This is a genomic window from Microbulbifer variabilis (genome assembly GCF_056232115.1).
The window spans coordinates 1,350,156-1,377,076 of the sequence record NZ_CP174325.1; the positions used below are offsets into that span (position 1 = coordinate 1,350,156).

The 26,921-nt window shown below is 49.5% G+C and carries 25 protein-coding genes and 1 tRNA gene; 16 read left to right on the forward strand and 10 right to left on the reverse strand.

What is annotated here, in order from left to right:
* Positions 1 to 30 precede the first annotated feature (30 nt).
* From hisF to hisB, 4 genes are read right to left on the reverse strand one after another with little or no spacing between them, the layout of a single operon-like run.
* Positions 31 to 792, reverse strand: a complete 762-nt coding sequence (hisF, locus tag ACJJI7_RS05865) for an imidazole glycerol phosphate synthase subunit HisF (RefSeq protein ID WP_282952133.1) — start codon at positions 790 to 792, stop codon at positions 31 to 33.
* On the reverse strand, positions 792 to 1,523 hold the full coding sequence (gene hisA, locus ACJJI7_RS05870) for a 1-(5-phosphoribosyl)-5-[(5-phosphoribosylamino)methylideneamino]imidazole-4-carboxamide isomerase (protein WP_282952132.1): 732 nt from the start codon (positions 1,521 to 1,523) through the stop codon (positions 792 to 794). Before hisA ends, hisF begins: the two co-directional genes overlap by 1 nt.
* A gap of 55 nt (positions 1,524 to 1,578) precedes the next feature.
* Entirely contained in the window at positions 1,579 to 2,229 is a 651-nt protein-coding gene (gene hisH, locus ACJJI7_RS05875) for an imidazole glycerol phosphate synthase subunit HisH (RefSeq protein ID WP_444902472.1), read from the reverse strand.
* A complete protein-coding gene (gene hisB, locus ACJJI7_RS05880; protein ID WP_020414069.1) occupies positions 2,229 to 2,816 on the reverse strand; it encodes an imidazoleglycerol-phosphate dehydratase HisB in 588 nt (195 codons plus the stop codon). The genes hisH and hisB overlap by 1 nt, the downstream gene beginning before the upstream one ends.
* Before the next feature lie 125 nt (positions 2,817 to 2,941).
* Between hisB and ACJJI7_RS05885 the strand changes: the two genes are divergently transcribed.
* From ACJJI7_RS05885 to ACJJI7_RS05940, 12 genes are all read left to right on the forward strand, one after another.
* Positions 2,942 to 3,232 carry a hypothetical protein gene (locus ACJJI7_RS05885; protein WP_211214936.1) on the forward strand — a complete coding sequence of 97 codons (291 nt, stop codon included), beginning with the start codon at positions 2,942 to 2,944 and terminating at the stop codon, positions 3,230 to 3,232.
* An 82-nt stretch (positions 3,233 to 3,314) separates the two neighbouring features.
* Complete coding sequence (locus tag ACJJI7_RS05890; protein WP_282952131.1) at positions 3,315 to 5,435, forward strand: TonB-dependent receptor; 2,121 nt, start codon at positions 3,315 to 3,317, stop codon at positions 5,433 to 5,435.
* Between the two features lie 174 nt (positions 5,436 to 5,609).
* On the forward strand, positions 5,610 to 7,763 hold the full coding sequence (locus tag ACJJI7_RS05895) for an AsmA family protein (protein ID WP_444902471.1): 2,154 nt from the start codon (positions 5,610 to 5,612) through the stop codon (positions 7,761 to 7,763).
* A 240-nt stretch (positions 7,764 to 8,003) separates the two neighbouring features.
* A complete protein-coding gene (locus tag ACJJI7_RS05900) occupies positions 8,004 to 8,531 on the forward strand; it encodes a hypothetical protein (protein WP_282952129.1) in 528 nt (175 codons plus the stop codon).
* A 248-nt stretch (positions 8,532 to 8,779) separates the two neighbouring features.
* Positions 8,780 to 9,865, forward strand: a complete 1,086-nt coding sequence (mutY, locus tag ACJJI7_RS05905; protein WP_444902470.1) for an A/G-specific adenine glycosylase — start codon at positions 8,780 to 8,782, stop codon at positions 9,863 to 9,865.
* 16 nt (positions 9,866 to 9,881) lie between these two features.
* A complete protein-coding gene (locus ACJJI7_RS05910; RefSeq protein ID WP_152455703.1) occupies positions 9,882 to 10,157 on the forward strand; it encodes an oxidative damage protection protein in 276 nt (91 codons plus the stop codon).
* A 126-nt stretch (positions 10,158 to 10,283) separates the two neighbouring features.
* A tRNA-Phe gene (locus tag ACJJI7_RS05915) sits at positions 10,284 to 10,359 on the forward strand.
* An 815-nt stretch (positions 10,360 to 11,174) separates the two neighbouring features.
* Positions 11,175 to 11,600, forward strand: a complete 426-nt coding sequence (locus ACJJI7_RS05920) for an acyl-CoA thioesterase (RefSeq protein WP_282952128.1) — start codon at positions 11,175 to 11,177, stop codon at positions 11,598 to 11,600.
* Between the two features lie 164 nt (positions 11,601 to 11,764).
* A complete protein-coding gene (locus ACJJI7_RS05925; RefSeq protein ID WP_282952127.1) occupies positions 11,765 to 12,196 on the forward strand; it encodes a DUF1810 domain-containing protein in 432 nt (143 codons plus the stop codon).
* A gap of 236 nt (positions 12,197 to 12,432) precedes the next feature.
* Positions 12,433 to 13,299, forward strand: a complete 867-nt coding sequence (locus tag ACJJI7_RS05930; protein WP_282952126.1) for a PhnD/SsuA/transferrin family substrate-binding protein — start codon at positions 12,433 to 12,435, stop codon at positions 13,297 to 13,299.
* Positions 13,300 to 13,443: 144 nt separating this feature from the next.
* Positions 13,444 to 14,202 carry an SDR family NAD(P)-dependent oxidoreductase gene (locus tag ACJJI7_RS05935; RefSeq protein ID WP_444902469.1) on the forward strand — a complete coding sequence of 253 codons (759 nt, stop codon included), beginning with the start codon at positions 13,444 to 13,446 and terminating at the stop codon, positions 14,200 to 14,202.
* A gap of 308 nt (positions 14,203 to 14,510) precedes the next feature.
* The gene (locus ACJJI7_RS05940) at positions 14,511 to 15,491 is read left to right on the forward strand and encodes a right-handed parallel beta-helix repeat-containing protein (protein WP_282952125.1); all 981 of its coding nucleotides are present in this window, start codon (positions 14,511 to 14,513) and stop codon (positions 15,489 to 15,491) included.
* A gap of 102 nt (positions 15,492 to 15,593) precedes the next feature.
* Here the strand turns inward: ACJJI7_RS05940 and ACJJI7_RS05945 are convergent, their stop codons facing one another.
* The 3 genes from ACJJI7_RS05945 to ACJJI7_RS05955 all read right to left on the reverse strand — a co-directional run bounded on the left by ACJJI7_RS05945 (position 15,594) and on the right by ACJJI7_RS05955 (position 19,186).
* Entirely contained in the window at positions 15,594 to 16,931 is a 1,338-nt protein-coding gene (locus tag ACJJI7_RS05945) for a dicarboxylate/amino acid:cation symporter (protein ID WP_051089520.1), read from the reverse strand.
* 235 nt (positions 16,932 to 17,166) lie between these two features.
* Entirely contained in the window at positions 17,167 to 18,165 is a 999-nt protein-coding gene (locus ACJJI7_RS05950) for a YHYH protein (protein WP_444902468.1), read from the reverse strand.
* A gap of 100 nt (positions 18,166 to 18,265) precedes the next feature.
* Positions 18,266 to 19,186 carry a LysR family transcriptional regulator gene (locus ACJJI7_RS05955; protein ID WP_282952123.1) on the reverse strand — a complete coding sequence of 307 codons (921 nt, stop codon included), beginning with the start codon at positions 19,184 to 19,186 and terminating at the stop codon, positions 18,266 to 18,268.
* 108 nt (positions 19,187 to 19,294) lie between these two features.
* Between ACJJI7_RS05955 and ACJJI7_RS05960 the strand changes: the two genes are divergently transcribed.
* The 3 genes from ACJJI7_RS05960 to ACJJI7_RS05970 are packed head-to-tail and all read left to right on the forward strand — an operon-like array spanning position 19,295 to position 22,450.
* Positions 19,295 to 20,209: a CmcJ/NvfI family oxidoreductase gene (locus ACJJI7_RS05960; protein WP_282952122.1), complete on the forward strand. Its 915-nt coding sequence runs from the start codon at positions 19,295 to 19,297 to the stop codon at positions 20,207 to 20,209.
* A 58-nt stretch (positions 20,210 to 20,267) separates the two neighbouring features.
* Complete coding sequence (locus ACJJI7_RS05965; protein ID WP_444902467.1) at positions 20,268 to 21,596, forward strand: aldehyde dehydrogenase family protein; 1,329 nt, start codon at positions 20,268 to 20,270, stop codon at positions 21,594 to 21,596.
* Positions 21,597 to 21,622: 26 nt separating this feature from the next.
* On the forward strand, positions 21,623 to 22,450 hold the full coding sequence (locus ACJJI7_RS05970) for a prolyl hydroxylase family protein (protein WP_444902466.1): 828 nt from the start codon (positions 21,623 to 21,625) through the stop codon (positions 22,448 to 22,450).
* 47 nt (positions 22,451 to 22,497) lie between these two features.
* Here the strand turns inward: ACJJI7_RS05970 and ACJJI7_RS05975 are convergent, their stop codons facing one another.
* The 3 genes from ACJJI7_RS05975 to ACJJI7_RS05985 form a co-directional block, all read right to left on the reverse strand.
* On the reverse strand, positions 22,498 to 23,145 hold the full coding sequence (locus ACJJI7_RS05975; protein WP_444902465.1) for an SOS response-associated peptidase family protein: 648 nt from the start codon (positions 23,143 to 23,145) through the stop codon (positions 22,498 to 22,500).
* A gap of 907 nt (positions 23,146 to 24,052) precedes the next feature.
* Positions 24,053 to 24,829, reverse strand: coding sequence for a type I methionyl aminopeptidase (gene map, locus ACJJI7_RS05980; protein WP_444902464.1), 777 nt, complete (start codon positions 24,827 to 24,829; stop codon positions 24,053 to 24,055).
* Positions 24,822 to 25,028, reverse strand: coding sequence for a ParD-like family protein (locus ACJJI7_RS05985; protein ID WP_020414047.1), 207 nt, complete (start codon positions 25,026 to 25,028; stop codon positions 24,822 to 24,824). Before ACJJI7_RS05985 ends, map begins: the two co-directional genes overlap by 8 nt.
* Before the next feature lie 151 nt (positions 25,029 to 25,179).
* Here ACJJI7_RS05985 and ACJJI7_RS05990 point away from each other — a divergent pair, with 151 nt between their 5' ends.
* Complete coding sequence (locus ACJJI7_RS05990; RefSeq protein ID WP_444902463.1) at positions 25,180 to 26,883, forward strand: phytoene desaturase family protein; 1,704 nt, start codon at positions 25,180 to 25,182, stop codon at positions 26,881 to 26,883.
* Positions 26,884 to 26,921: the final 38 nt, after the last annotated feature.

The following is a 26,921-nucleotide window of genomic DNA, read 5'->3' on the forward strand; positions in this document are numbered from 1 at the left end:
GCCTAGCTTTCCAAGGGCAACTCAATACGCCTACAGGCGCATCTCTATACCTGCTTCCTGCATAAATGCCTTAGCTTCAGCAATGCTGTATTCGCCAAAGTGGAAGATACTGGCCGCCAATACTGCGTCAGCACCGCCATGTAGAACGCCCTCAGCCAAATGCTGGAGATTTCCAACACCGCCGGAAGCAATCACCGGCACAGGTACCGCCTCGGTCACCGCCCTGGTCAACCCCAGGTCGAAACCGTTCTTAGTACCATCGCGGTCCATACTGGTAAGCAAAATTTCCCCGGCACCATACTCAGCCATCTGCCGAGCCCAGGCCACTGCATCAATACCAGTGGGCTGACGTCCACCGTGGGTAAAGATTTCCCAGCGGTTCTCCCCCACCTGCTTGGCATCAATGGCCACTACGATGCACTGACTGCCAAAGCGTTCTGCTGCCTCGCGCACAAACTCAGGGTTCTTCACCGCAGCAGAGTTAATCGCTGTCTTGTCTGCCCCGGCATTTAACAGGTTGCGAATATCTTGCAGAGTGCGTACACCGCCGCCCACGGTGAGTGGAATAAATACCTTATTAGCCATCTTTTCCACGGTATGCAGAATAGTATCGCGCTGCTCATGGGTCGCCGTGATATCCAAAAAGGTAATTTCATCGGCTCCAGCCTCATTGTAGCGGTGAGCAACCTCCACAGGGTCACCGGCATCGCGGATGTCTACAAAGTTCACGCCTTTGACTACACGCCCGGCATCCACGTCAAGGCAGGGGATAATTCGCTGTGCTAACGCCATTACTTATTCCACTGATCACAAAGTTGTTGTGCTTCGCGCAGGTCCAACTTCCCTTCGTAAATTGCCCGCCCCGTAATTGCCCCGTAAATCTTCCTAGTATCCAGCAATTTCTCGATATCCTCGATGCTACTGACACCACCGGAGGCAATTATAGGTAGGTGAGTCGCTTGGGCCATTTCCAGTGTGGCTTCTATATTGACCCCCTGCATCATGCCATCGCGGGCAATATCCGTATATATAATTGAACTCACCCCACAGTCAGTAAAGCGTCTGGCCAGTTCCGCTGCTTTTAGTTCAGACACTTCTGCCCAACCCTCTGTAGCTACCAACCCATCTTTTGCATCCAGCCCTACAATGATATGCCCTTCAAATTCCTTGCAGGCCTGCTGTACCAGCTCCGGAGATTTCACCGCAGCAGTACCAATAATTGCCCAGTTAACTCCTGCATCTAGATATTTCTCAATCGTGTGTAGGTCGCGAATCCCACCTCCAATCTGGACCAGCAAGTCAGAAAAATGCTTGGCAATACCAGTGATGATTTCATTATTCACCGGCTTGCCCGCAAAGGCACCATTGAGATCCACCAAATGCAAACGCTTGATTCCCTGCTGGACCCACTCCTCTACCTGGGCCAAAGGATCCTCGGAAAATACCGTTACATCATCCATTTCCCCTTGGCGCAGGCGCACACACTGACCATCTTTCATATCAATAGCGGGTATTACAATCATGCTTTCCTATTTCCGTCAGCAATTAACTCAATATTTCAAGATAGATCGAGGCAACTCAGGCCCGGCCATTCCAATTGACAAAATTCTTCAACAATCTCAAGCCGCTCTCGGCACTCTTCTCCGGGTGGAACTGCGTAACAAAGATATTCCCCCTGGCCATTGCCGCAGCTAGTGGGAGGCCATACTGCGTCTCACCCGCTATCTCATCATTGTCTATTGCCGGAACATAGTAGCTGTGCACAAAATAAAAACGGCTACCATCAGCAATGCCCCCCCAAAGAGGGTGTTCACGGGTTTGCCGCACCTTATTCCAGCCCATATGTGGTACTTTCAAACGCTCGCTGCCCTTCACCGTTAAAAGGTCGCTAGTAAAAAATTTTACGGGCTGCGGAAAGATATCCAAGCAATCAATCCCACTATTCTCCTCGCTGTGGCGCATCATAATTTGCATACCCACGCAGATTCCCAGTATCGGGATATCGGCGGCAATAGCATCTTTGAGTAGCGGGGCAAAGCCCGCTTCAACAAACCCTGCCATGCAATCGCGAATGGCACCGACTCCAGGGACTAATATGCGTTCTGCGCCCTCAGCCTGCTGAGGAGTTTGCGCCAACACAACCTCGACCTCCGGAGCCACTTTATTCAAAGCGCTGGCAACCGAGTGCAGGTTGCCCATACCGTAATCGAGTACTGCGACCTTACCCATCACAAGACTCCTTTGGTGGAAGGCATGGTGCCGGCCATACGCGGGTCCGGGGTTAGTGCCATACGCAGGGCGCGGCCGAAGGCTTTGAATACAGTCTCTACCTGGTGGTGGGCGTTATGGCCGCGCAGGCAATCGATATGCACCGTCACCAGGGCATGATTGACGAAGCCCTGGAAGAATTCAAAAAACAGTTCGGTATCGAAATTGCCGATACGCTTTTGAGTAAAAGGCACTTCCATCACCAGGCCTGGGCGCCCTGAGAAATCAATCACCACCCTGGAGAGGGCCTCATCCAAAGGCACATAGCTATGGCCATACCGGGTCATGCCCTTCTTGTCTCCCAATGCTTGGGTAATGGCTTTGCCAAGGGTAATGCCGATATCTTCCACCGTATGGTGGTCGTCAATATGAATATCGCCGTCGCAGCTAATGTCCATGTCGATCATGCCGTGGCGGGCAATTTGATCAAGCATATGCTCAAGGAAGGGAACCCCAGTCGCGAACTGGCCATGGCCCTGGCCATCCAGATTAACGCTGACTTGAATCTTGGTTTCCAAGGTGTCACGAGTGACGCTAGCTGTACGCATCGAAAGCGATCCTTATTTGCACGATAAGACAGAGGGCGCAAATTATAGGATGAATGACACCCCCTGTGGTCCGCTAGTGTCAGATGAAACTTGATTCATAATCACAACTACATATCATGCGCGGTATGGTTACTCTAAAGCGCCGAAAATCCCATTACTGGGCCAGCCTGTTTCTGTTACTCGCCGTAGTAGCAGCTCAGCCGCTGTGGGCGGAGCACTTCCACCTGGGCAACACCCAGGTGGAGATGTGTGACCTGTGCTGTATGCATTCACCTGCAGCACTCGGCAGCGAGCCATTGCTCGTACAGGCTGAGCCCCAAAGTCACTACGAACGGCCCTCTGCGCCAACAGCCCACAATTGCCAGCCAGAGCGCCAGAGTGCGCGCGCCCCTCCCTTCCCCCTGTCACTCAGTTAATACCCAAGAACCGATAATTTTTTAGTGAATGCCCACGCTGGAGCGCGTGTGGCATTGTCCGCCTGTGACAGGAAAACAACCAATGATTAAGTTCAATACTCTGGCCCTGGCCATTGCCAGCCTGGCCGCGCCCGCTATTTACGCCGCTGAAAACAACTCGACCCTGGAAGAGGTCAATGTCACCGTCTCGCCGCTGGATAAGCCCGCCGACGCAGTGGCAGCTCCGGTTTCTATTCTCTCCGGGGACGCATTGCGCAAATCCGCCGCGGCAACCCTGGGCCAAACTTTGCAAGACCAACCCGGTGTAGCCAATGCCTCCTTCGGCAGTGGCGTGGGGCTGCCGGTTATCCGCGGCCAGAGTGCCAACCGTGTAAAGATCTTGAGCGATAACCTGGATGTATCCGACGCTTCCAACACCAGCGCCGATCACGCCGCCAGTATCGAGCCACTGCTTGCGGAACGCATCGAAATACTGCGCGGTCCCGCCGCCCTGCGCTACGGCAGCGGTGCCGTGGGAGGGGTCGTGAACATCATCGACGGACGTATCCCCACTGCCGTGCCAGAGAAAGTGGAGGGCGCAGTTGAGCTGCGCCACAACACCGCCGACGGCCAGGACGCCTCAGTATTTCGTTTCACCGGTGGTGCTGGGCAGCTGGCGTGGTATGTAGACGGGGTTTATCGGGAAAACGACAATACCGAAATCCCGGGCCTGGCCATCGTTGAGCATGAAGAACACGACGAACATGAAGAGCACGCCGGCGAAGAAGGTGAGCACGAGGACGAGTTCAACACCGATGGCTTCGTGGGCAATACCAATGCCCGCGCCCACAGCTATAGCGGAGGGGTTTCCTGGATCACCGACAGCGGCTTTATTGGCTTCTCTGTAAACCGGCTGGAAAACAATTACGGCATCCCCTTGGGCACTCATGAGCACCACCACGAAGATGAGGACCACGCGGGTGAAGACCACGACGACCACGATGAACACGAGGAGCACGCCGAGGCCGGTGAGGTCGATGCGGTACGCATCGACCTGGTGCAAACCCGCTATGACCTGAAAGGCGAGCACCGCTTCGATGGCGATTACTGGGACAAACTGAGCCTGCGTATCGGCTACAACGATTATGAGCATGTGGAGCTGGATGCCGGAAATCCGGGCACACGCTTCACCAATGAGGCCTGGGAGAGCCGGGTTGAAATAACCCACGATGCCGGCAACGGCTGGCGCGGTGCCTACGGCCTGCAATTGACCGACAAAGACTTTGCCGCAGTGGGTGACGAAGCCTTTATCCAGCCCTCACGTACCCGCAGTGCCGGCTTCTTTACTATGAAGGAGCGCCAATGGAGTAGCTGGCACTTAGATCTGGGCGCCCGGTTGGAGAGAGTGGATATAGACCCAGAAATTGGCAACGACCGCGATTACAATTTGATCGGCGCCAGCGCCACACTGCAGTATTTCCTCGCCGAGCACCAGCATCTCAGCTTCGGCGCCACCCATTCCGAACGTGCCCCCGTGGCCGAGGAACTCTTTGCCGATGGCGCGCACCTGGCGGAATCCCGCTATCTATTAGGCAACAGCGAGCTGGACAAAGAGAGCGGCGTCAACTTGGAGTTGGGTTATCACCACCACAACGAAGCGGCTAGCGGCTGGCACGCTGCGCGCATTGAGGCCAGCGTTTTCTACAACCAGATCAGTGACTACATCTACGCGCAGAACACCGGCGGCGAGGAAGAGGAGTTGCCGGTCTATGCCTATGCCAACCGCGATGCGACTTTCTATGGAGCCGAGGCCTCAGTGACCTTCCCCTTGCAGGGCGGCCACTATATCACGCTGTTTGGCGACATGGTGCGCGCTAGCTTCGATGATGCGATCATCGGTGAAAGCTCTGATGTACCGCGTATGCCACCGCTTCGGATGGGCGTGGCCCTGGGTGCCGATTACGACCAGTGGGGTTGGGAATGGCGCACAGTCGAAGCTGCGGACCAGGATCGCGCCGGCGCCTACGAAGAAGAAACCGACGGCTATACCCGCATGGACCTGAGCGCCGAGTACAGCCTCAATATCGGCGGCAGCAACGCGGTACTCTTTGCCAGTGCGCGCAACCTGCTGGACGAGGAAATCCGCAATTCCACCTCACTGCTACGCGACTATGCCCCGGCACCCGGCCGCAGCATCGAAGCGGGCGTACGGTTTATTTTCTAAAGCACAACTGCTTCAATGAGCCCCGCGGCGCGCCCAGCTCCGCGGGGCTGCATCTCCTACACTTCCCGCATAACCTCTTTATAGAAGTGTGCGGGAACATCGAGTCGCACCGCGGCGTCTGATGTGTATCTGCACGACAAACCTTCTACGGAATAAACAGGGACAATCCACTCCATGGCCTGGATCAAGCGCACTTTTATCGCTCTATTGGTCGTTTTCCTGCTGCTCGCCGGTGCTGTCGCCTGGCTGCTGGCCGGCCTCGACGTAAACCAGTACAAACCACAGCTGGAAAAGCTCGCCGCCAAGCAGGGGATCTCCCTGCAATTGGAAGGTGATATCGGCTGGCAGTTGTGGCCACAGGTTGGCCTGCAGCTGCGCGATGTGGCACTGGCACCGCTACAGCTGCCCAAAGAAACCCTGGTGCGCGCCGATAAAATCGCCATAGGTGTCGCCCTCAGGCCACTGCTACAGCGCCGCGTGCAGGCTCAAGAGATCGTACTGCTGGCGCCACAGATTGAACTCACCGTTGACAAGGAAGGGCGCGGTAACTGGGAGCTGATCAGTGAAGCCCTGGAGGCCCAGAGCAAGCAACCTCCCAAACTGGAAATCCCCAGGGAGACAGAAGAGCCCGCCGAGCAACAAGTGCAGCTTAGCCTGGACAAGCTGCGTATTGAAAATGGCCTGATATCTTACAGTGACGCCCGCACCGGAAAAGCCTACAAGGTCGAAGACCTGCGCGTGATAGCCGACAACCTGGTGCCAGGCGGCGAACCTGGGCAACTGCGTGCCGATGCCAGCATAAGCGGCAGTGACCTGCGTCACCCCCTCAATCTGACATTAGACAGCACCCTGGCCCTGGATGAAGGCCTCAACGGCCTGCGCCTACAACCCCTACAGCTGACCTTTACTGCCGATAACAGTGCCAAAGCCACGATTCACTTGCGCGGTTACGTACGTCGTGACAACAACAACCAGCCCTGGCGCATACAGATGAATCTAAATGCCAGTGCCGACCCCCTGCGCCCCTGGCTTGAGCTGACCGGCACCGAAGTGATTACTCGTGATAGCGCTGTATTACAGAAGTTGAATATTGAAGCCAGCCTCGAAGGCACTGAGCAGAAACTCGATCTGACTCCACTGCAACTGCAGCTCGACAACACGACCTTCAGCGGCAATGCCCAGCTGCGCAACGCGGAGATGCCTGGGCTGGATCTGAGCCTGCGCGGCGGCGCTTTCAATTTGGATAGCTACCTGCCTCCTTCCAAAGAAAAGGAAGAAAAGAAGGGGGAAACCGCCCCCTCCTCCGAAGTAACGGCTCAAGACGAACAGACTGCACACACTCAAACCGCACCTGAAACAGCAAAACCACCGCAGGCGGAAGAGAAGCACAAAACTAATGAACAGCAGTTATCAGCCCAGCCGGTACCTGCAGAGCCTCTGCCTCTCAGTGCACTGCGCGGCTTTAATGCCAATATCAATGTGACCCTGGACCAGCTACTGGCAGCGGACCTGCAACTGGACAGTCCGGAAATACAACTCACCGTGGATAACGGCCTCTACCAACTGCAAAAACTCAGCGCAGACATCTATGGTGGACAGCTCAATAGCAATGGGCAGTTCAACGCCCGTGCCCAAACGGCTGAAGGCCAGGTACGTGGCGGCCTCAGCAATGTGGATATCGGCAAGGTACAGAAAGCGCTGTTCCCCAGTGAGAAAGTGCAGGTAGCCGGTGAAGCCAGTGTCAATTGGGATGGTCGCACTAAAGGAAAAACCTCCGAAGATCTGCAAAAAAACCTGGTCGCAGCCGTTAATATTTCCAGCAAGGAGCTCTCCATAGCCCCATTCAACCTTGAAAAGAGTATGTGCCAGCTATTTAGTTATGCGGAAAACACGCCTCTGCCAGACAGAGACTGGCCAGCACAGACTGGCCTGCAGGATGTGCGCGCTACTATCGCCGTGAAAGGCGATGAAGTGAAGGTGACCGAAATCCTTGCAGGAATCGAGAATATCGCCATGACAGGTGATGGCGAGATAGATTTACAAAAACAGGACTTCGACTTCGCTCTCGGCCTCGCCCTGGTCGGCGAGAGCACCTCCGCCGACGGCTGTACAGTGAGGAACAAGCGCTGGCGGAACCGCCCGTTGCCTTTACGCTGCAAGGGCGACTTCGATGATGTAGGCCCAGGCACTTGTAAACCCGACAGCCGCCGCCTCGACGACCTGGTACGTGAGGAACTGAAATACAAAGCCAAGAAAAAATATGGTGATAAGGTAGAAGAAAAAGTCGATGAGCTGAAAGAAAAATTGAAAAATCTCTTCGGCCGTTGATCAGAGCCGCACCGGGCCTCGCCCGGTGCGCAACTCCGGTCCCACTATCCCACTCCACTCAAGCTCTCACTACCTCCAACTCCAAATTAGTTTCAAGATTCCACTCAGAGGGCAGCATTGTTGCAGGCTGCTTAGATTTTTTTCCTACCACACCTCAACTTCCCTACTGTTTACACATTCTTTTCCCAATATCAGCCCGATCTCAACGAAATCAATTGGTCAGATAAAGGGAATAACAAAATGCCAATAATGGTCCGAGAGAAAGACAATAACTCCAAGCAGGTAATCGCGAGGCTGGCCACTGCTACCAAGCACCACAAGCCTGATGAGATAGAGTGGGGTAATGACCGCGTTAACTGCTACGCCTGGGCTGCGAACTGCGAGGCCCCAAACTCGGGCAAGCCCAATCCCGGCTCCAACGCCGGCTATGTCGCAACTTTGGAAGATGCCAGCCTGATTGAGGGAGCCAAGCGCGATGGTATGGCCTATGTGGCCAACGCCCCAGCAAACAAGCCACCGCCTTTTTCAGAGGGTTGCTACTGCGTTGCCCTGTATAAGTCCGCAACCGATCACCACTGGTACCGGCGGGACCCGAAAACCGGTATCTGGACTCACAAACCGGGTCCTCATGGGGTAAGAAACTACGGCCCCAATTTTGTGGTTCTGCCCGAGCAGCTGGAAACGGCAAACCATAACTACGGCCTGGCTGCCACCAATTATCGTTTTGTGGCCTATTTCTATGTGGTGGAAGAGGGCATTCAGGTCTGATGACTGCACCGTGAAAAACTAGTGCCGAGGCAACCGCCCACTGCCCTTCCGCTGCATGGGCGACCTGATACGCGAGGAGCTGAAATACAGAGCCAGAAAAAAATATGGCAATAAGATGGAAGAAAAGGTCGACGAACTGAAAGAAAAATTGAAAAATCTCTTCGGCCGTTGATCATAGCCGCACCGGGCCCCGCCCGGTGCGCAACTCCGGCCCCAATATCCCACGCCAGCAACCTCGCAGTACCTTCATGACTCCAAAGCAGTTCCAAAATGCCGTTCTCAAGTGGTTCGATAAACACGGGCGTAAGGACCTGCCCTGGCAGCAGGATATCAACCCCTACCGCGTATGGGTTTCCGAGATCATGCTGCAACAAACCCAGGTAAGCGCTGTAGTCCCCTATTTCGAGCGCTTTATGCGGAGCTTCCCCACCCTGGAAAGTCTCGCCGTTGCGCCGCTGGATAAGGTACTGGCCCACTGGAGCGGCCTCGGTTACTACGCCCGCGCGCGCAACTTGCACAAATGTGCGCAGACAGTTTTGCAAGAGTACGATGGGGAATTTCCACAGGATGTAGAAGCACTCATCGAGCTGAGCGGTATCGGCCGCTCCACTGCCGGCGCTATCGCCAGTATCAGCATGGGGCTCAGGGCACCAATCCTGGATGGCAACGTAAAACGGGTACTGGCCCGCTTTCACGCCGTGGCAGGCTGGCCGGGACAGACTGCGGTAGCCAACAAGCTGTGGGAAATGGCCGAGATTTATACCCCGAATAAGCGTGTCAACGACTACACCCAGGTCATGATGGACCTGGGTGCTACCCTGTGCACCCGTTCCAAGCCCAGCTGTAGCGACTGCCCACTAAAAAAATCCTGCGTGGCCCACGCCCAGGGCAATCCTCAAGATTACCCCGGCAGAAAGCCGCGCAAAGAAAAACCGGTGCGCAGCGCCACAATGCTACTGCTGGAGTACGAAGGTGAGATTTATCTGGAGCAGCGCCCCGCTACTGGAATCTGGGGCGGCCTATGGTGCCCTCCCCAGGCAGAAGATGCCAAGGCCTGGCTCAGGCAACAGCGCTGGCGCGCCAGTGAAATACAAACGCTGCCGGCACTGCGCCATACCTTTACCCATTTTCACCTGGATATTTCCCCTGTATGGGTACAGCTCGACAAAGTCACCACACAGGTAGCGGAGAACGGCGCTGGCTGGTATAAACTGCGGCGTCTAAACCGCGCCCGCGCGGCCCAGGAACTGGGGCTACCCGCCCCGATCGTAAAGCTGGCAAAACAATTACTGGCGCTGCAGGCGCCGCTGCTCGCCCCAACGACGGCCGACTAAAAACCAGGAGGAGTCCATGTCCAGAACCGTATTCTGCCGCAAGTACCAAGAGGAATTGGAAGGCCTGGACGCACCGCCTTTTCCCGGCCCCAAAGGCGTGGACATTTTCGAACATGTCTCCAAAAAAGCCTGGCAGGAATGGATGTCACACCAAACCATGCTGATCAACGAGAAGCACCTCAACATGATGGAACCTTCCAGCCGCGCCTATTTGAGCGAGCAGATGATGAAGTTCCTGAGCGGTGAAGAATACGACGCAGCCGATGGTTACGTACCCCCAGAACAGCAGTAACAAGGTCCTGTAAACAGCCCCCGGCAAAGAAGAAAAACTTTTTACAATCAAGGGGTTGACTCTGCCTCAGGGAAGGGCTTTAATACGCGCCTCGCGACGCAGGGGAAGCCCAGCAAGATCGCAAAAGCCCGGATAGCTCAGTCGGTAGAGCAGGGGATTGAAAATCCCCGTGTCGGTGGTTCGATTCCGCCTCCGGGCACCATATTAAAAAGCCTCATCCGCAAGGATGGGGCTTTTTTTATGCCGAATGAAAAGCTCGTATCAGTGCTCCGGTATCATCAGACTACTGCATTGGGTAAGAACCTACTGGCTGTTTCGATTACGCTATATCTAAGCACCACCTCTTAGATGATCGCAAGGAAAAACCTGCCCACCAACTCAGACCCTATGCATTCTTTCAAGTTACGGACACAGAGTCACAGGTATCGTTAGCAATCAATATTCTTGTATTGATAAGTTGTGGCTGACACTCCATAAAATAAATCTAAAGGAATTTCCAAAATAATAAACTAAAGATATAACAGTAAAAATAGCTTATTCAACGTAGTAACTTGACACTACACCCGAATTATTTTCTGATTTTATAATCATTAATTAATCATATCTGAAGGTCTATGCCCTGTTATAAAATAACTAGCTATACAAGGATATTTGATAAAATTTAGCGGTCAAACTTGTAGCCTCAAAATTTGGCTTTTCTGTAACCATTACCTTGCTCACAAAAGCGCCTCTGTTTTTCTCACCTAGTGCCAGGCCACTAACTTACCTGTATGTCATAATTAATGGGTAAATTGTCACTTCTATATCTCACTGCCATTGAATTTTGACAATGAAAAACACTGTAGAACCATAAAATGCAGAAAATAAGCCTGTAAATCGAGAGGGCTCGTAGTCGACCATTGATGGTAACTTGTATTAACAGTCACTAAGTCTTAAAAACATAAACAATCAAGCTATCAACATGAAAAATTGCCAGTTAAACTTATCTTCATTAGAAAGTTGAATGAAGTGAAAAAAATGAGTGAAACACTCCGCAATCTTTTATACCAGGAAAACTTAGCTGTACGCTGGGGGGATATGGATGCATTAGGACATATTAATAACGCCACATATTTCACCTACTTTGAACAATGCCGCTGCAGTTGGCTAGAAACTATAAATCGATCTGATAGCGTAGGTGGGAATATTGGTGATGGTCCTGTATTGCTAAATGCAACAGCTAACTTCCATTTACCATTAGTATTTCCCGCCAAAGTTATTGTAACTATGTATGGTGGTGTTCCAGGGCGCAGTAGCTTCAATAGCTACTACGAAATTAGAGAAGCAGATAATACCGACAACCTTTACACCACCGGTGAAGCTAAAATCGTCTGGGTGGACCACAGAACCGGAAAATCGATTCCCGTGCCAGATGATATTCGAGCACTGCTTCCAAATAATTAAGATAGAAAGCCCTCATCGACGAGGGCTTTTATTGCCTTCTCAGATATATTGTAAAATATTTCCCCCCTGATCTAAAATAATCATCTAGCTTTCAGAATTATTCATTTCCCCACCCTTGCTATTCTGGAATTCAACCATGACTTTACCAGTGCTGGATGACTTAAGTGAAAGAAAATTTTGATTTAGAGCGTTTTATTAAAGCGCAAGAACACTCTTATGAAGATGCACTTTTAGAGTTAAAGAATGGAAAAAAGCGATCTCATTGGATGTGGTACATATTTCCACAAGTTGTCGGCCTTGGGCACAGCTCCATGGCTCAAAAATATGGAATCAAGAATCTGAAGGAGGCAAAGGCTTATTTAGCCCAGCCCACGCTTGGGCAGAGGCTGAAATCCTGCTGTCACGCACTACTCGATATCCACGATCGCAGCGCTCACGATATCTTTGGATCTCCAGATGATATAAAACTAAAATCATCCATGACCCTGTTTTATATTGCCGAAGAGGGCAACAGTATTTTTATGAAAGTATTGGAAAAATACTACGGTGGTAAATGCGACACCAAGACCTTGGATATACTCAAGAATACACCATAAAATTTTTTAGAACCAGTAAAAGTAATTGATATAAAGGCATAATATCAATACAGCATAACCTGACTGACAAGCGGAAAAGCCACTTTGGAGGAAAAAGAGACTATTCTTCTCAAAGATCAACGCACATTTATTAGATGTGGGTTTGACTGCCGAATAATTAATTAGGCTTAGACAACAAGTCAAAACAAACAAAACATCTATATTTAGCAGATATACAGCACTTTAAGTGGGTTTTTATGACTAATTTAAATCTTACTTACTACCATGATATCCCCCAGGGAATCACTCCTTCGGAAATACGTACCGCCATAAAACTATTTGCTGAGAAACTGTCTCTTTGGCTGTCAGAAAATACAACCGAAAAAGTTCACATAAATGTAAGAGACGGAATGACTGTTCCCGAGCAATATGATGACATTTGCAACGATCACTCCCAAATTGCCCTGATGAAACCTGTTGAATATATTTTTGCTCATAAAAAGAATAATCATATAATTCCTGCCTGTGCAGCATACCGTCCAGTAAATGGGAAAACCGATACCTATTATTATTCTCAAATTTATGTAAATAAGGAAACCGGCATAAAATCCTTATCTGACTTAAAGAAAAGTCCAGGAAAGTATAAAATTGCTTATGGAGATAGATTTTCTACATCCAGTTTTTTGATTCCAGCGGCCCACCTCAAGAGACTTAATATCCATCCATTTCTACACTTCAAGCATTCAATCTTCGCGGGAGGGCACGATTTGGCCGCAAAGGCAGTTTATCAAGGGGAAGCGGATATTGGGGCAGGTCATGACACAGCAATACAGATTTTAGCTAAAACTTTTTCAGATGCTGAAGATAAATTAATTCAAGTAGACCGCGAAAAAATTCACACTGATCCATTGGCAATAAACACTATAGCCTTGCCCAAAGATATATCTTTTAATCAAATACAAAAAGGGTGTATAGAAATCGCTAAGCATTCAGATGTCCAAAAAGCTTTGAGTCTTTTTTGGGGTTGTGTTCATGGCCTGAGCCCAATCACTCACAACTGCTATGAACCCATTGAATCTGCAGTAGACGATATGCACTTAACAGAAAATGATATTTTATCTTAAGAAACGGTATAAAAAGGTCAATAGATTACTGTCCCACCCACTACCAGGAAATATTTCGATGCTCGAACAAGAATTAATATCTCAACTGATTTTTTAAAATTAGTCTACTTTCACCAAGGAATATTAATTTCAGAGTATTAATACATGCCTGAAGAATATAAAACATACTTGGTTACTGGTGCAACTTCTGGTATCGGACTTGCCGCTGCCAGACATTTTTTAACCAATGGCTATCGCGTCATTATTACTGGGCGCAGTAAAGAAAAATTAGATTTTACTCACAAGGAACTTACTAAGAATACTCCTAACGGCAACATGTTACTCCCTATACTTTGCAATATTGGGAAAATGGATCATATCCATAGGATGGCAAATCAACTTAAAGGTAAAAATATTTATCTCGATGCCCTAATATTAAATGCAGGAATATTCCTTCGAGGAACATTTGAAGAAAGCGATGAAGAGTTGTTTGATTCAACATTCAACATCAATGTGAAAGGACAGTTCTTCACCATTCAAAAATTGCTTCCTGTTCTAAAAAACCCCTCAAGCATTGTAATGATTTCAAGTATTGCTATTCATAAAGCTTTCTTACAATCTTCAATCTATGGCGCCAGTAAGGCAGCCATAGAGGGGTTTGCAACTGTACTGAATGTTGAATTGGCGGATAGAGGTATACGTATCAATAGCATTCGTCCAAGCATCACGATGACAGAAATCCAAAAAAAGGCGGGCATGAACGATAATGAAATTGCAGGACTCATTAAAACTATGGAGGCAACAGCACTAGGGCGAACCCTTAATGTGGACGATATTGTTCCCGCCATTGCATTTATGGCCTCTAGCGATTCAATTGGCTTGCGAAATTCACACCTTATTATTGATGGTGGGCATTGCCTTTAAACAATTAGAAAACGTTGAGTATATCATATTATTATTTAAAGGACGCCTCCTATAAAACACTATTGACAGGTTATCATTAACCGACTCCCTCGTCTTCTTTAATTATTAAAAAATAACTCCCTTAAACCTAAACATATCCCAACATTTAAAGCCAGCCTGGCGTTATTAATAACATAGTTTCGAATAGCCATTCTCAGCGCCAAGTTTCTGCACAACCATAGTTGCTATTATTTTTAACACCTAGAATAACCTATGATTTTTTACATTTAGTAGCACTTTATTTTTTCATGGATACAAAGGAGTTCAAAATGGTAAAGCTTTTCTCAAATTCAATTTCTACATTATTAATTTATATTCTAGTTATTTCATTTCCTTCTGTTAGCTTAGCTGTTGATTGCTACGCAGTGATCAACGAACCCACCACTCTGTCTGAAAATTTAACTTGTGCTCTCACGGAGGACCACCCTGTTGCTATTACCATTAATGGCCCAGGCGGAAGCCTTTCTATGAATGGCTTTGAACTGAATTGTACTTATAACCCAGCCGATCAAGATGAATGGGCCGGTGTCCGTATGGAGGGAGCTTCCGGCTCAATTCACGGTGGCAGTATAAATAGCTGCCCCGATGGCATCCATGCAGTAGGATCGGGCTCTCACAGTATTTTCGATATGGAGATTACAGATTTCGAAGATGATGGCGTACTTGCCGAGAGCGATTTCAATAACATTTATGAAAATCTGATTATCGGTCAGGGGTTGGCCATTATTGGTGATGGAGTAGACGCAAATGGTGATTACACCACCATCGTTCACAATACTATCGAAGGCGCTGGAGATGAGGGTGTCGAAATTGACGGTGAATATGTAAACGTCAGTTACAACCATATTAGTGGAAGCGGTCAGGATGGTGTTGAGGTTGATGGGGATTACGCCTCAATCATAGGAAACACCCTGACTAATAACGGCAGTGATGGGATTGAGCTGGAGGAGCAGTTTGCCTTGGTTACACAAAATCACGTATCAGACAATGTAGATGATGGTATTGAGTTTCTGGGTGGGTCAGGCAACTATGTTATTCAAAACACTGTAACAAATAATGGTGCAGGATCACTTGACCCAGCTGGTATAGTTGTTAGCAGGGTAGATAGTATCAATAACTTTATTATTGGGAATTTTGCATTTGATAACTTTGGTGATGATTTAAGGGATGACTTTGATCCGGACTGCACCGGATCAAACGTTTGGCAGGGGAATTTCTTCGGTAAAGCATCACCAACCTGTTTAAAATAAGAGCCCCTTTCATACTAAGCAGCAGGTAAATTTTTTGCCTGCTGCTTTGTAATCTCCAATCCCTTCACACCTGAATAAATCCCCCCCATTTAATGAGGTATCTCAAGCCACCTGAGTAGTCACTTCCTCCAGGTTATCGCTACCCAAAAGCTTATCCATAACCAGGCAGGCAGTCAGGTCACCAGTGACATTCACCGCAGTCCGGCACATATCCAGAATCCTATCCACACCAATAATCAAGGCAATCCCCTCTGGAGGTACGCCAATCCCAGCGAGGATAGTCGCGAGAATAACAATGCCCACACCCGGCGTACTGGGCGAGCCGATGGAGGCACCTACAGTAGTTACAGTCAGCCCCACCAATTGGGCAGTGCTGAGATCAATTCCGTATACCTGGGTCAGGAATACTGCCGCTATTACCTGATAGAGTGCGGTACCGTCCATATTCACTGTAGCGCCCAGCGGCACAATAAATTTAGCGATTGAGGGTTTCACTCCAAGGGAGCTCTCCGCAGTTCGCATAGATAACGGCATCACTGCCGCAGAACTGGAAGTAGAAAATGCGAGAAGTTGTACACCGCTAATACGCTGAAGGAATCTCAGCGGTCCGGCCGGGGAAACCAGAGAGACAATTACCAGGTAAAACATCAATAGGATCAGCAACCCTAGAATTACCGTGCCAACATAGACCGACATCCCAAGAATTGCGGTCAAGCCAACACGAATGGCGATATCCGCCAATAAACCAAATACGGCAAGGGGCGCAAATAACATGGCCCAGCCGACTATCTTCAGGGCAATCTCCTGGACGATACCAAAGGCGTAAACTGCCGTCTCACGCTGCTTCTGTGGCAGCAGCATCACAGCCACGCCAGTAAAGATGGCGTAGACCACCAGCTGCAACATATTACGCATGGCAATGCTTTGGTTCAGGTTGGCTGGTATCAGCTCGGCAATGCGCTCGGGCAGGGGTTTTGGTTCCAGTAACTGAGGAGCAGTAGTTCCGGGTAGTTCGGTTGCTGCAGTGAGCAACGATTCATCAATATAGTTTCCAGGTTGAATCAACTGGACCAATAGAATGCCGATAATAACGGCAACTGTGGTTGTGGCAATAAAATAGGGCGCAATGCGTAAACCCACCCGCTTTAGCTGGCTCACATTGCCGCTACCACAAAGCCCGAGGATGATAGATGAAACAATCAGGGGAATAACCACCATCTGAATCATATTCAGGAATAGTGCGCCGGGCAGCTTGAACCAGCTGGCCAACACTACACTGAGATCCTGATTCACCAGGGCTGCACCTTCCGGGGAAAGCAGTAGGCCCACCCCCAATCCCAGAACCATAGCTACCAAGATCTGCATCCACAGGCGCTTTCGAACCAGCAAGCCGAGGGATTCAACCATTCTTATCAGGTAAATATTGGTGCTGTGATGCATAAATTGAGTACCGGTTTCCAAGTGGTTCATCATCAGTGGAAGAAAAAGGAGGATTATGCCCCTGACCTGGCTCGATACCTTTGGGTCAGATCAAGCCCTGAGGAGAAAGTAGCGTATCTTTACGGGCGATGGTATTTCCATTGAAGGAGGGTAGGAAGTAAAAGTTTCAGGTTTATAAGCTGCCCGATTTTGGTGCAGCATTTCAAACATTCATAGTAATTTTTGATGTTGAGCTCTATTCAGGTTTCTGTAGTTTTGAGGCCCTACTGCCGGAAAAATTGCACTGGCTCTGGTTTTTGCCCAGCGCACAACCCCTCTCTCCCTTTAGGCAGTGCAGGATATCGTTTTCCACTGCGAGATTGACGTGATAGTGATATCCAAGATTGGCAAACTCGTGGCCACGGCATTCATCCAGATCTTTTGGCTCCCTGCCATCGGTATTTTCCCTTGCATAAATCAGGTAGCCATCGATCGCGATGCCGATTATTGGTGCATGGCTCGCTGCCGACGGATAGGCCTGACTACAACCGAGCGCTGCGTGGTAGTGGTAGCCCACATGGGGATTAACATGCCCACCACAGGCATCTACAGGCGCCAGGGTATGCGCTCCTAAAATCGCGCCTACCGGGGCACTGATATCAAATTTAACCCCATTGAATGCCACTCCGTAACCGGAGTGGTCATTAGAACTTTGCGGGGATTTTGCTGTAAGCGGCTTTATGGGAATCAGGTAGGTCGTATAGAAATTATCACCCAAATAGCTGGCCAGACACTCCACGCAATAATTATTAAACTCCGGAGCTACATCCGGCCTTGCTACCAGCTCACAGGCCCTCTTGGTATCAGTCACCTTTACCCGCCCGGTCTTCTCGTTATACAAAACCCATTTGGGATCGGAGAAAAACTCAGCGGCATTTTTTACGAAGGGGCCGTCGGTGGCGACAACCTGCTGCTTGATGAACATCATGCCACTTGCCGTGATCGGATCTCGAATTGTTCTGGGGCACCAGGGACCCATATGGTGACGAGGTGCGGCTTTCAACTTAAGCTGCCAGCAGCGGGATTTGCTACCCTCCGACAAAGTACAATCCACTGCACGGATATCTTCCACCAGTGCTTCCCGGTTAAAGAGGGCGGGGAGGTCTATATTTGCGGCGAAGTCGGTGTGGGCTCCATCGCTATGGGCAGAGACTAAGACGCTATGGAAAGCCAAGTACAATATCCCAATTCTCATGATCCCCACCCCCGGGTAATTGCCAACCCCAGTGTAGCAAGTGATCTCACATTGGCCGGGCCGGTATTAAGACCCTCGGGCGGCACTATTTCACGGCGGCTTACGGTGTAAATTGCCCGGCTAACAGTTGCCTTACCCACTTGTGTAATGGATCCTGCCCACTGCGAGTGTGCCAGGCGGCGACCACATCAAAGCCAGGTGGCTGCTCACTAATCGGTAAGGTATGCAGGCGCGGATCAGGTAACAGGCGAGACGGCAGAAAAGCGACTGTATTTGTGGAGGCGATACATTCAGCTGCGGCGGCAAAGGAGGGAACCGACAACACAACATTACGCTTTAAACCAAACTGCTCAAACCAGCTATCCACCATGCCACGCAAGTCACCACGAGAAGGCGACACAACCAGTTGGGGAATCTCTGCCAGCTTGTCCAAGCCCAAGGGTTCTCGACTTTCCAGTTGCACCCCTGTATGCCGGCAACATACGCATACGTAATGTTCACGATACAACAACATACTGGGGCAGCTATCCGGCACAAAACCCGGTGTGCTGAACACCAGATCCACCTCACCGGTTTGCAACTGCTGGGCCATACGGTCAATTTCAAGCTTTAGCACCACCACTTTGAGGCCCGGTGCCTGCTCACGCAACTGCTTAAGCAGGGCCGGCAACACCACTCGCTGCTCAAAGTCGGTGGCGCTGATGGTGAAGATCCCGTGATGCTCCGCAGGGGCAAATTCATCGCCGCGCAATAGAGCGGCGATATCATTAAGGATAATATCCAGCTTGGGCGCCAAGCGCTCAGCTAAGGGCGTTGGAATAACACCATTGCTGGTTCTAATGAACAGCCGGTCATCAAATAGCTCCCGCAGACGCTTCAGCTGTTCGCTAACTGTCTGCTGGCTAACCCCTAGCTGATCTGCCACCCGCGACAGGTTCAACTCCCGCAAAATAGCCTGCAATAAGCGCAACTGTTTCAGTTCCAGCCTGCCCAGGCGATCAATACCATGATTTCTGCTCAAACCTGTATCACTCACAACTGTTACTTGATTTTCATTGTATCGAGCTGAACCTAGCATTGCCCATAAGACATGATGTATTTGCCATCAACCCTTTGGGAGGAAGCCACTATGCTGACCGCGACTCTGCACTCATCGCCGAGCCGGCTGCTCAAGGCGACAATCAATTACGCAAATACCGATAGTGAATTGGTATACGACCAGCGGCAGGCGGGGCCTGGTCCCACCCACCTGCTCGATCAGGTAAACCCACAGTCTATGTCGATTGAGGATGGCCGCACCCTGCAAGTTATGGGGGAAAAATTCAGCTTGGATATTCAGGGGTTTGAGCTGGTGAAGCCACAACTAACTATCGACCTGCACCAGTTTGACGATGCCCTGTTGGCTCTGGATGACCACGCTGCAGATAGAACAGCTCCAATTAAACGCGATGATTTAATCCGCCGAGAATGGTATCCGGCTATCGAAACCTGGATCGCAAAACGCCTGGGCGCAGCCCGTGTACTCACCTTCGACCACACCCTGCGGGCACAGCCCTCCGCAGAGGGACCCACCGAGCAAAGCCGCAGCCGCCGCTCTCCGGTGAAGACCGTGCACAATGATTATACGCCTTGGTCCGCAGACAGGCAGCTCCGGCAGACCCTACCTGAACACGGATTAAATACGGCAGATTTCCCTCGCTATAAATTCATTAATTTATGGCTGCCATTACTGCGCACAGTGAAGGAATCACCTTTGGCAATGGCAGATTTACGCAGTGTAGGCGAGGCAGACTTCCACAAGATGCGCCTGATTTACCCTGAGCGGGAGGGGCAGATCTCGGTGATCAGCGCCAATCCGAAGCACCGCTGGATCTGGTTCAGTGATATGCAGCCGGGGGAGGGCCTGCTGCTGCGCGTATTCGATAGCGAACACCAGGGTCCCATCACCGGTGTGCCCCACACTGCATTTGATCTTCCTGATAGTTCCGGTGCCCCGCGCCGCACTAGTATTGAATTGCGCACCATCGCCTTATTTAACGATTGAGCACTGAGTTACGGGGTGAATAAAACACAACTCCGCAGTATTTATTTGAGACCAAGGTATGACCCAAACTCTATTTTCTATCGATCCCCTTACCGGTGAACAGGTTGGCAGTGTTGCAGTGAGCAACCGGGATTCCATTTCCAAGAAAGTTGCCAAAGCCAGGGAAGCCCAGATTGATTGGGCCAGTCAATCATTGCAGCAACGTGTACAGGCTCTGCAACATGCCTATGAAAAATTGCAGCCACTACAAAGTAACCTGGCACAACTTATCAGCCGTGAAATGGGTAAGGATACTCGACGTGCAAATTACGAAGCCGGCGGTGCTATTCAGGGTGGTATTTGGTTGGCGGAGGACGCCGGCAAAGCTTTAAGGGGACAATGCAACGGCGGCAGTGAAATCCAATATCGTCCGCTGGGTGTCGTGGCCGTAATTTCCCCATGGAATTACCCACTGGCCATGGCCAATAACCTGCTCGTACCCGCTCTGGTGGCCGGTAACAGTGTAATACTCAAGCCGTCAGAGGAGTCTCCTCTGGTAGCAGATCTCCTGGTAAAAACCCTGAATGAAACTCTGCCCGAGGGCATCCTGCAAATTGCTCATGGAGACAGGCACACCGGTGAAGCCTTGGTACAGTCGGATATTAATATGATCGCCTTCACCGGCTCACGGACAACCGGCCAGCAAATTATGACTAATGCCGCTCCTGCGCTGAAACGCCTGGTGATGGAGCTCGGCGGTAACGACCCCATGATCGTATTGGCCAGTGCCGATATTCAAAAAGCCGCCCAATTTGCGGTGGCCTCCAGCTTCGAGAATGCAGGCCAGATGTGCACTTCCACAGAGCGTATTTATGTGGATGCGAGTATTACCGATCAATTCGAAAAAGCAGTGGCTTCCATCGCGCGGCAATATCACACCGGGGGCTGGCAGGACCTACAAGCCGATATTGGCCCTCTGGTCAACCAGCGCCAACACCAAAAAGTGGTCGATCATATTCAGGATGCTTTAAAAAAAGGCGCAACGCTGCTGCTTGGAGAAAAAGCACCAAAACCACCTTTTATTCCCCCCACGGTGATTAGCGGAATACAACCGGGTATGCAGCTGGAGGATGAAGAAACCTTCGGTCCGGTAGTTGCAATCGACCGCTTCAACAATGTGGAGGACGCCATCCAAAGAGCAAACGATTCAGTCTATGGGCTCGGAGCTGTGGTTTTTGGCGGCGCAGATGCTGTACAAGTAAGTAACCGACTGCAAGCCGGCATGATCGGGATTAATCAAGGCGCTGGAGGCACACCCTGGGTCGGAGCAAAGCAAAGTGGTTTCGGTTACCACGGCGGTATCGACGGCCACCGCCAATTTGCCCAATTGACCGTTATTAATCTGTAAGAATATGTTGAGCGGAATTTGAAGTAATGAGCACAGTAACTTTAAAAAAGACACCGGCAGCGACACCGCAGGATTTATCCAAACTACCGATTAAAGAATTTTATGTGATTGCCAGGGAACCAGGAGCGGAGCATCCATCCCTGCCCACCTGGGTTACCCATCAGGAAAATCCGGCGTCACTGTCAGAGCATATCCCTTCCAATATAGAAAGGCGCGAAATCCCCGAAGTACCTGGTGCTTTTCAACTGCTGAATATATTCTCTGCTGAGGAGTGCCAGCGCCTGATTGAAATTACAGAAGCCGTTGGTTACTTGCCAGATGCCGCAGTATCTCTGCCCAGGGACGTTCGCCACAATGACAACCTGACCTGGGTTGTGGACGAGAGCACTGAGCGCCTTGTATGGCAGCGTGTACAAAATTTTATGCAAGACCCGGAAAGTTATTTTGGCGGGCGCAAACCAGTGGGACTAAATCAGCGATTTCGCTTTTATCGCTATGGGACTGGAGATTATTTTAAATTCCATACCGACGGTGCCTGGCCGGGCAGCAGAATTATTGATGGACAATTGGTCGCCAATGGCTACCCGGATTGCTTTAGCGAAATGACTTTCCTGGTGCTACTCAGCGAGGATTTCGATGGTGGAGCCACTCGCTTTAGAGTCAATGGGGATGATCCCCTCCACCAGCCTACAGGCAGTTCCATGAAAGACGTGGATGTACGCACTCCAGCAGGGTCCGTCCTCTGTTTTCCCCATGGAATGCACCCACTGCACAGGGTACATAGCTCAACACCTATAGAACGTGGGGTTAAATATATAATCCGTACAGATATATTATTTCACCAAGATGGTTAGTGTTACCAAACAACAGTGAACTAAGCCTGCCGTCGAATTTAGCAAATCTATTTACTTATAATTACAGGGTCACCTTTATATTCTGTTGATGTGGCCCGCGCTACCGGCCTAACTGTCAGCTGACAGTGATCGTACTCTATCTTAGGCTGCAAAAAATCAGTAAATTGGTCGGTATGCGTACTGCCGCTCAGCCATTTGCTTACAAAACCTGAATCTTTTGGAGCAATCATTGGTAAAGATTTTTCATGATAGATTTTCGTCGCCGAATGGGCATCCAGGGTAATAATTGAGCAGCTTAAAGTGGAACCCCAGATTTTATACAGGCCACAGAAAAAATAGGGCTCGCCATAACTGAATTCCACCGGGTGCTTACCACATAAACTCTCCACCCAGGCAGTCGCAGGAATCAGGCAACGGGATTTTCGATACTCCGGGCGACTGTCCAGTTTTTTCCAATTGCTATTGATCGACCAGTATTTTTTATGGGGTTTCCAGCTACCCCCTTCCTTTTCCAGATACAAGTGCCAGATCGCATTTTCCACTTGGGGCTCACCATGCCTGCTAGTTACAATCGATACCTGTTGGGTGGGCCTGCGGCGACGACCAAAGATCATACGCTCGGGATGCTCTACACCGTAGATATCGAGAAAGCGCTCCATTTCCGCCTGTCTATCTACATCAAAAACACTGCACATACCCTGCTTCCTATTCAGCTATTGATAGCTTTTTCCCAGTATACCTCGCAAGCTACTCAAGGCTAGTTTCCACAGCCCAAATTTATTGTAAGATCAAAATATTCTTGACGTAAATTAATACCAAGGGCTACCGGAAAACAACGAACATACTTCTTACAGATTATAATGATGACCGCGTACATAGTTTTATTGTTACTAGTAGATCGGTAACAACAGAGCTAACGGACTCACCATCAAAAATATTGCCTTAGAACATACACTTAAAATCTTTAAATAAAATTGTATATAGACAGCTTATATTAACAAGGAACGGCCAAGATAACTTATATCCAGAAAATAAGGTATCTACGAATATCTACTTACGAAATAGTTGTCTGTACACGAATCAACAACTGGATAAGTGCGTAATCCGACCAGGATGTCATCTAATAGCAAGCAGGAGAAAAAACATACACAAAGAGTGCTCAAAAATAGACCGATAACCAGGTTACTATCTTGAGAGCATATTTATCCCGTATAATTTGATTATCCCATCAGGCAAACGCCTCAAAAGATTTACACTCAATTTTAAATATTTCATGAAATTCAGAATATCCAGTTTGTTAGTTATTTTTTTATATATTTTATCCAGCTCAGCTCATAGCCGAGACTGGTATGAGTATAAAAGCGAAAATTTTACTGTTTACTCAGATGTATCTGCCAAAAAAGCTACTCAAGCGGATTGAAAATGAGTCTGTCATCGAAACCGAGCCAACTGCAAAAAAATCGACGTAACCCTATACTCTAAGGGCAGTTTATCTAAGCCCCTATTTTAACTTTATGAAGATTAAGATGGGGCATAAATTAAGAACTTTCAAAATACTAAAGACCTGACTGATGTGTAACCTGGGAATAGTAATTTAGTAGACTAATGCCCTTTTTCTTCTTCTCTCAAGGTCAAGACTTCATAGCCATCCGCAGTAACCAAAACTGTATGCTCCCACTGGGCCGATAATTTTCCGTCTTTGGTCACAACGGTCCAGCCATCTTTTTTCAACTTTGTCTTTCGATTAGCCTGGTTAATCATAGGCTCTATGGTAAATGTCATCCCCTCCTGCAGAATGGCCCCACTGCCAGCACGGCCATAATGTAACACTTGCGGCTCCTCGTGCATTTCCTGTCCGATGCCATGCCCACAATATTCACGCACCACACTAAACCCCCGTCGCTCCGTATAGCGCTGTATTGCATTACCAATATCACCCAGAGTCGCCCCTGGCTTAACTGTACGGATTCCTGCCCACATAGCTTCGTAGCAGCTCTGTACCAACTTTTTCGCAATAGGAGTGACACTGCCGATCATGTACATTTTGCTGGAGTCTGCGATATAGCCCGATTTTTCCAGGGTAATATCCACATTCAAAATGTCACCATCGCGCAGCACCTGCCCCTGTCGCGGCATACCATGACAGACCACTTCATTAACTGAAGCATTGAGAGCGTAAGGGTAGTCGTACTGACCTTTACTGGCTGGCCGTGCTTTTAGTTCCCGAACAATAAACGCCTCCACCTGATTATTAATTTCCATGGTGGTAATGCCCGGCTTCACGAAATCATCAAGCATGCTAAAAACACGGCTGAGTAATTCACCGGAGGCACGCATCAACTGCTGCTCTCTTACACTCTTGATCTTAATATTACTCACGAACCAACTCTTCCAAAGTGAAAGACTCAGTGCGCAACAACTTCTTACATAACTGGCTGTAAGTCAGCTCCGGGTTCAGCTCAGCCAGCATGCCAATCTTTATCCAGTACTCAGCCTGAGCGTTAATTGAACGCGCCAGGGTTGCACTGGCTTTGCGAATCTCATCGTGTAAATCATCAGAAATTTTGACAATACCCATTTATACAATCCATATTCGTTTCATATACATAGTGTATAGCTGTTTTTCTAATTCGTATAGGGAGTTGAGGCAATTGCATTATGCAACTTATTGCATAGAGGTTAAGGGGGCGATATTGTTAACGAATAACAACAATAGCTATGAGGCCACCATGACCGATACCACCGAAAAGAAGCGCAGTGCACCTAAGCCGAGCCGCCTTCGTATTGGCCGGCGCTATCGCCCAAGCCGTTTGGAAGGGCCCTATGACGCCCTGGTAATAGGCTCGGGGATAGGTGGCCTCACTACTGCAGCAATGCTTAGCGCTGCCGGTAAAAAAGTGCTGGTGTTGGAGCAGCACTACACCGCAGGCGGTTATACCCATGCCTACGACCGCAATGGCTATGAGTGGGATGTTGGTGTGCACTACATCGGCGATGTAGGCCAACATCCCACCATGACGCGTAAAATCTTTGATTTTATCTCCGGCCACCAGCTGCATTGGGCGCCAATGGATGAAATTTACGACCGAATTTATATAGGCGAGGAGCAATTCGACTTACGTGCAGGACGCCAGAACTTTATTGACGAGTTGACGAAGCATTTTCCCAATGAGCGGGAAAATATCGAACGTTACCTTGGCCGCCTCAATGAAGTAGCCAAATCAATGCAGCGTCTAGCACTGGAAAAACTTCTTCCCTCCTGGTGCACCCCTTTAGCGCGCCTGTGGCGAAAGCTACGCGACCCCTCATGGCTGAACAAAACTACCCGTGAGGTACTGGGCGAGATTACCCAAAATGAAAAACTGATTTCAGTGCTCACAGGCCAATGGGGTGACAACGGTATGACCCCTGCCGAGAGTAGTTTTATTATTCATGCACTAATTGCCAAGCATTACTTATATGGTGGCTATTACCCAGTTGGTGGTGCCAGTAAAATTTCCGAAACCATTATTCCTCAAATACAAGCCAGTGGTGGTGAAGTCTTCACTTATGCCACTGTGGAGACCGTTCTCCTGGATGGTAACCATGTCCGCGGGGTTCGTATGTCCGATGGCACGGAAATAGAAGCTCCACTGGTAATTTCCGGGGCCGGAGTTTTCAATACTTTTGAAAAACTGTTGCCACAAAGTGCTAGCGAGCGCCTTGGGTATACGCGCGATCTCAAAACTGTTAACCGCTCCATGTCCCACCTCTGCCTTTATATTGGCTTGGAAAAAACTGCGGAAGAGTTACAGCTACCCAAAACCAATTACTGGCTATACACCAGCGATAATTACGAGAAAGACATGCAGGAATTCCTGCAGGACAGCAGCAAGGATATTCCTTTAACCTACATCTCCTTTCCTTCGGCCAAGGACCCTACCTTTACTCAACGCTATCCGGGACGTGCCACTATAGAAATTGTGGCTCCAGCCAACTATGACTGGTTTACCCAGTGGCATGAAAAGCCATGGGGCAAACGGGGTGATGATTACGAAGCCTTGAAAGAAGAATTTAGCCAGCGCCTGCTGGAGCATCTTTACAAGCACTTCCCACATCTGCGCGGGCAAATTGACTATTACGAGCTATCCACACCACTCTCTACAGACTATTTCTGCTTTTATCCCCAAGGTGAAATTTACGGACTTGATCACGACCCAAACCGCTTCGAGCAAAGCTGGCTGCGCCCCCAAACCCGACTCAAAGGCTTATATCTAACCGGCCAGGATGTAATGAGCTGTGGTGTTGCCGGCGCTATGATTTCAGGTGTACTAACCGCACAGAGTATCCTCGGCTGGCGTCAGGGAGCCAAACTAATGCGCCAGGTATTTACAAGTAAACCAGAACAGAAAGGAAACAATGAGGCAGAGGGGCTTAGCAAAGCTACCGGTTAATCAAGACACCTAACCTATTACTAAACCTGGCTGCGATA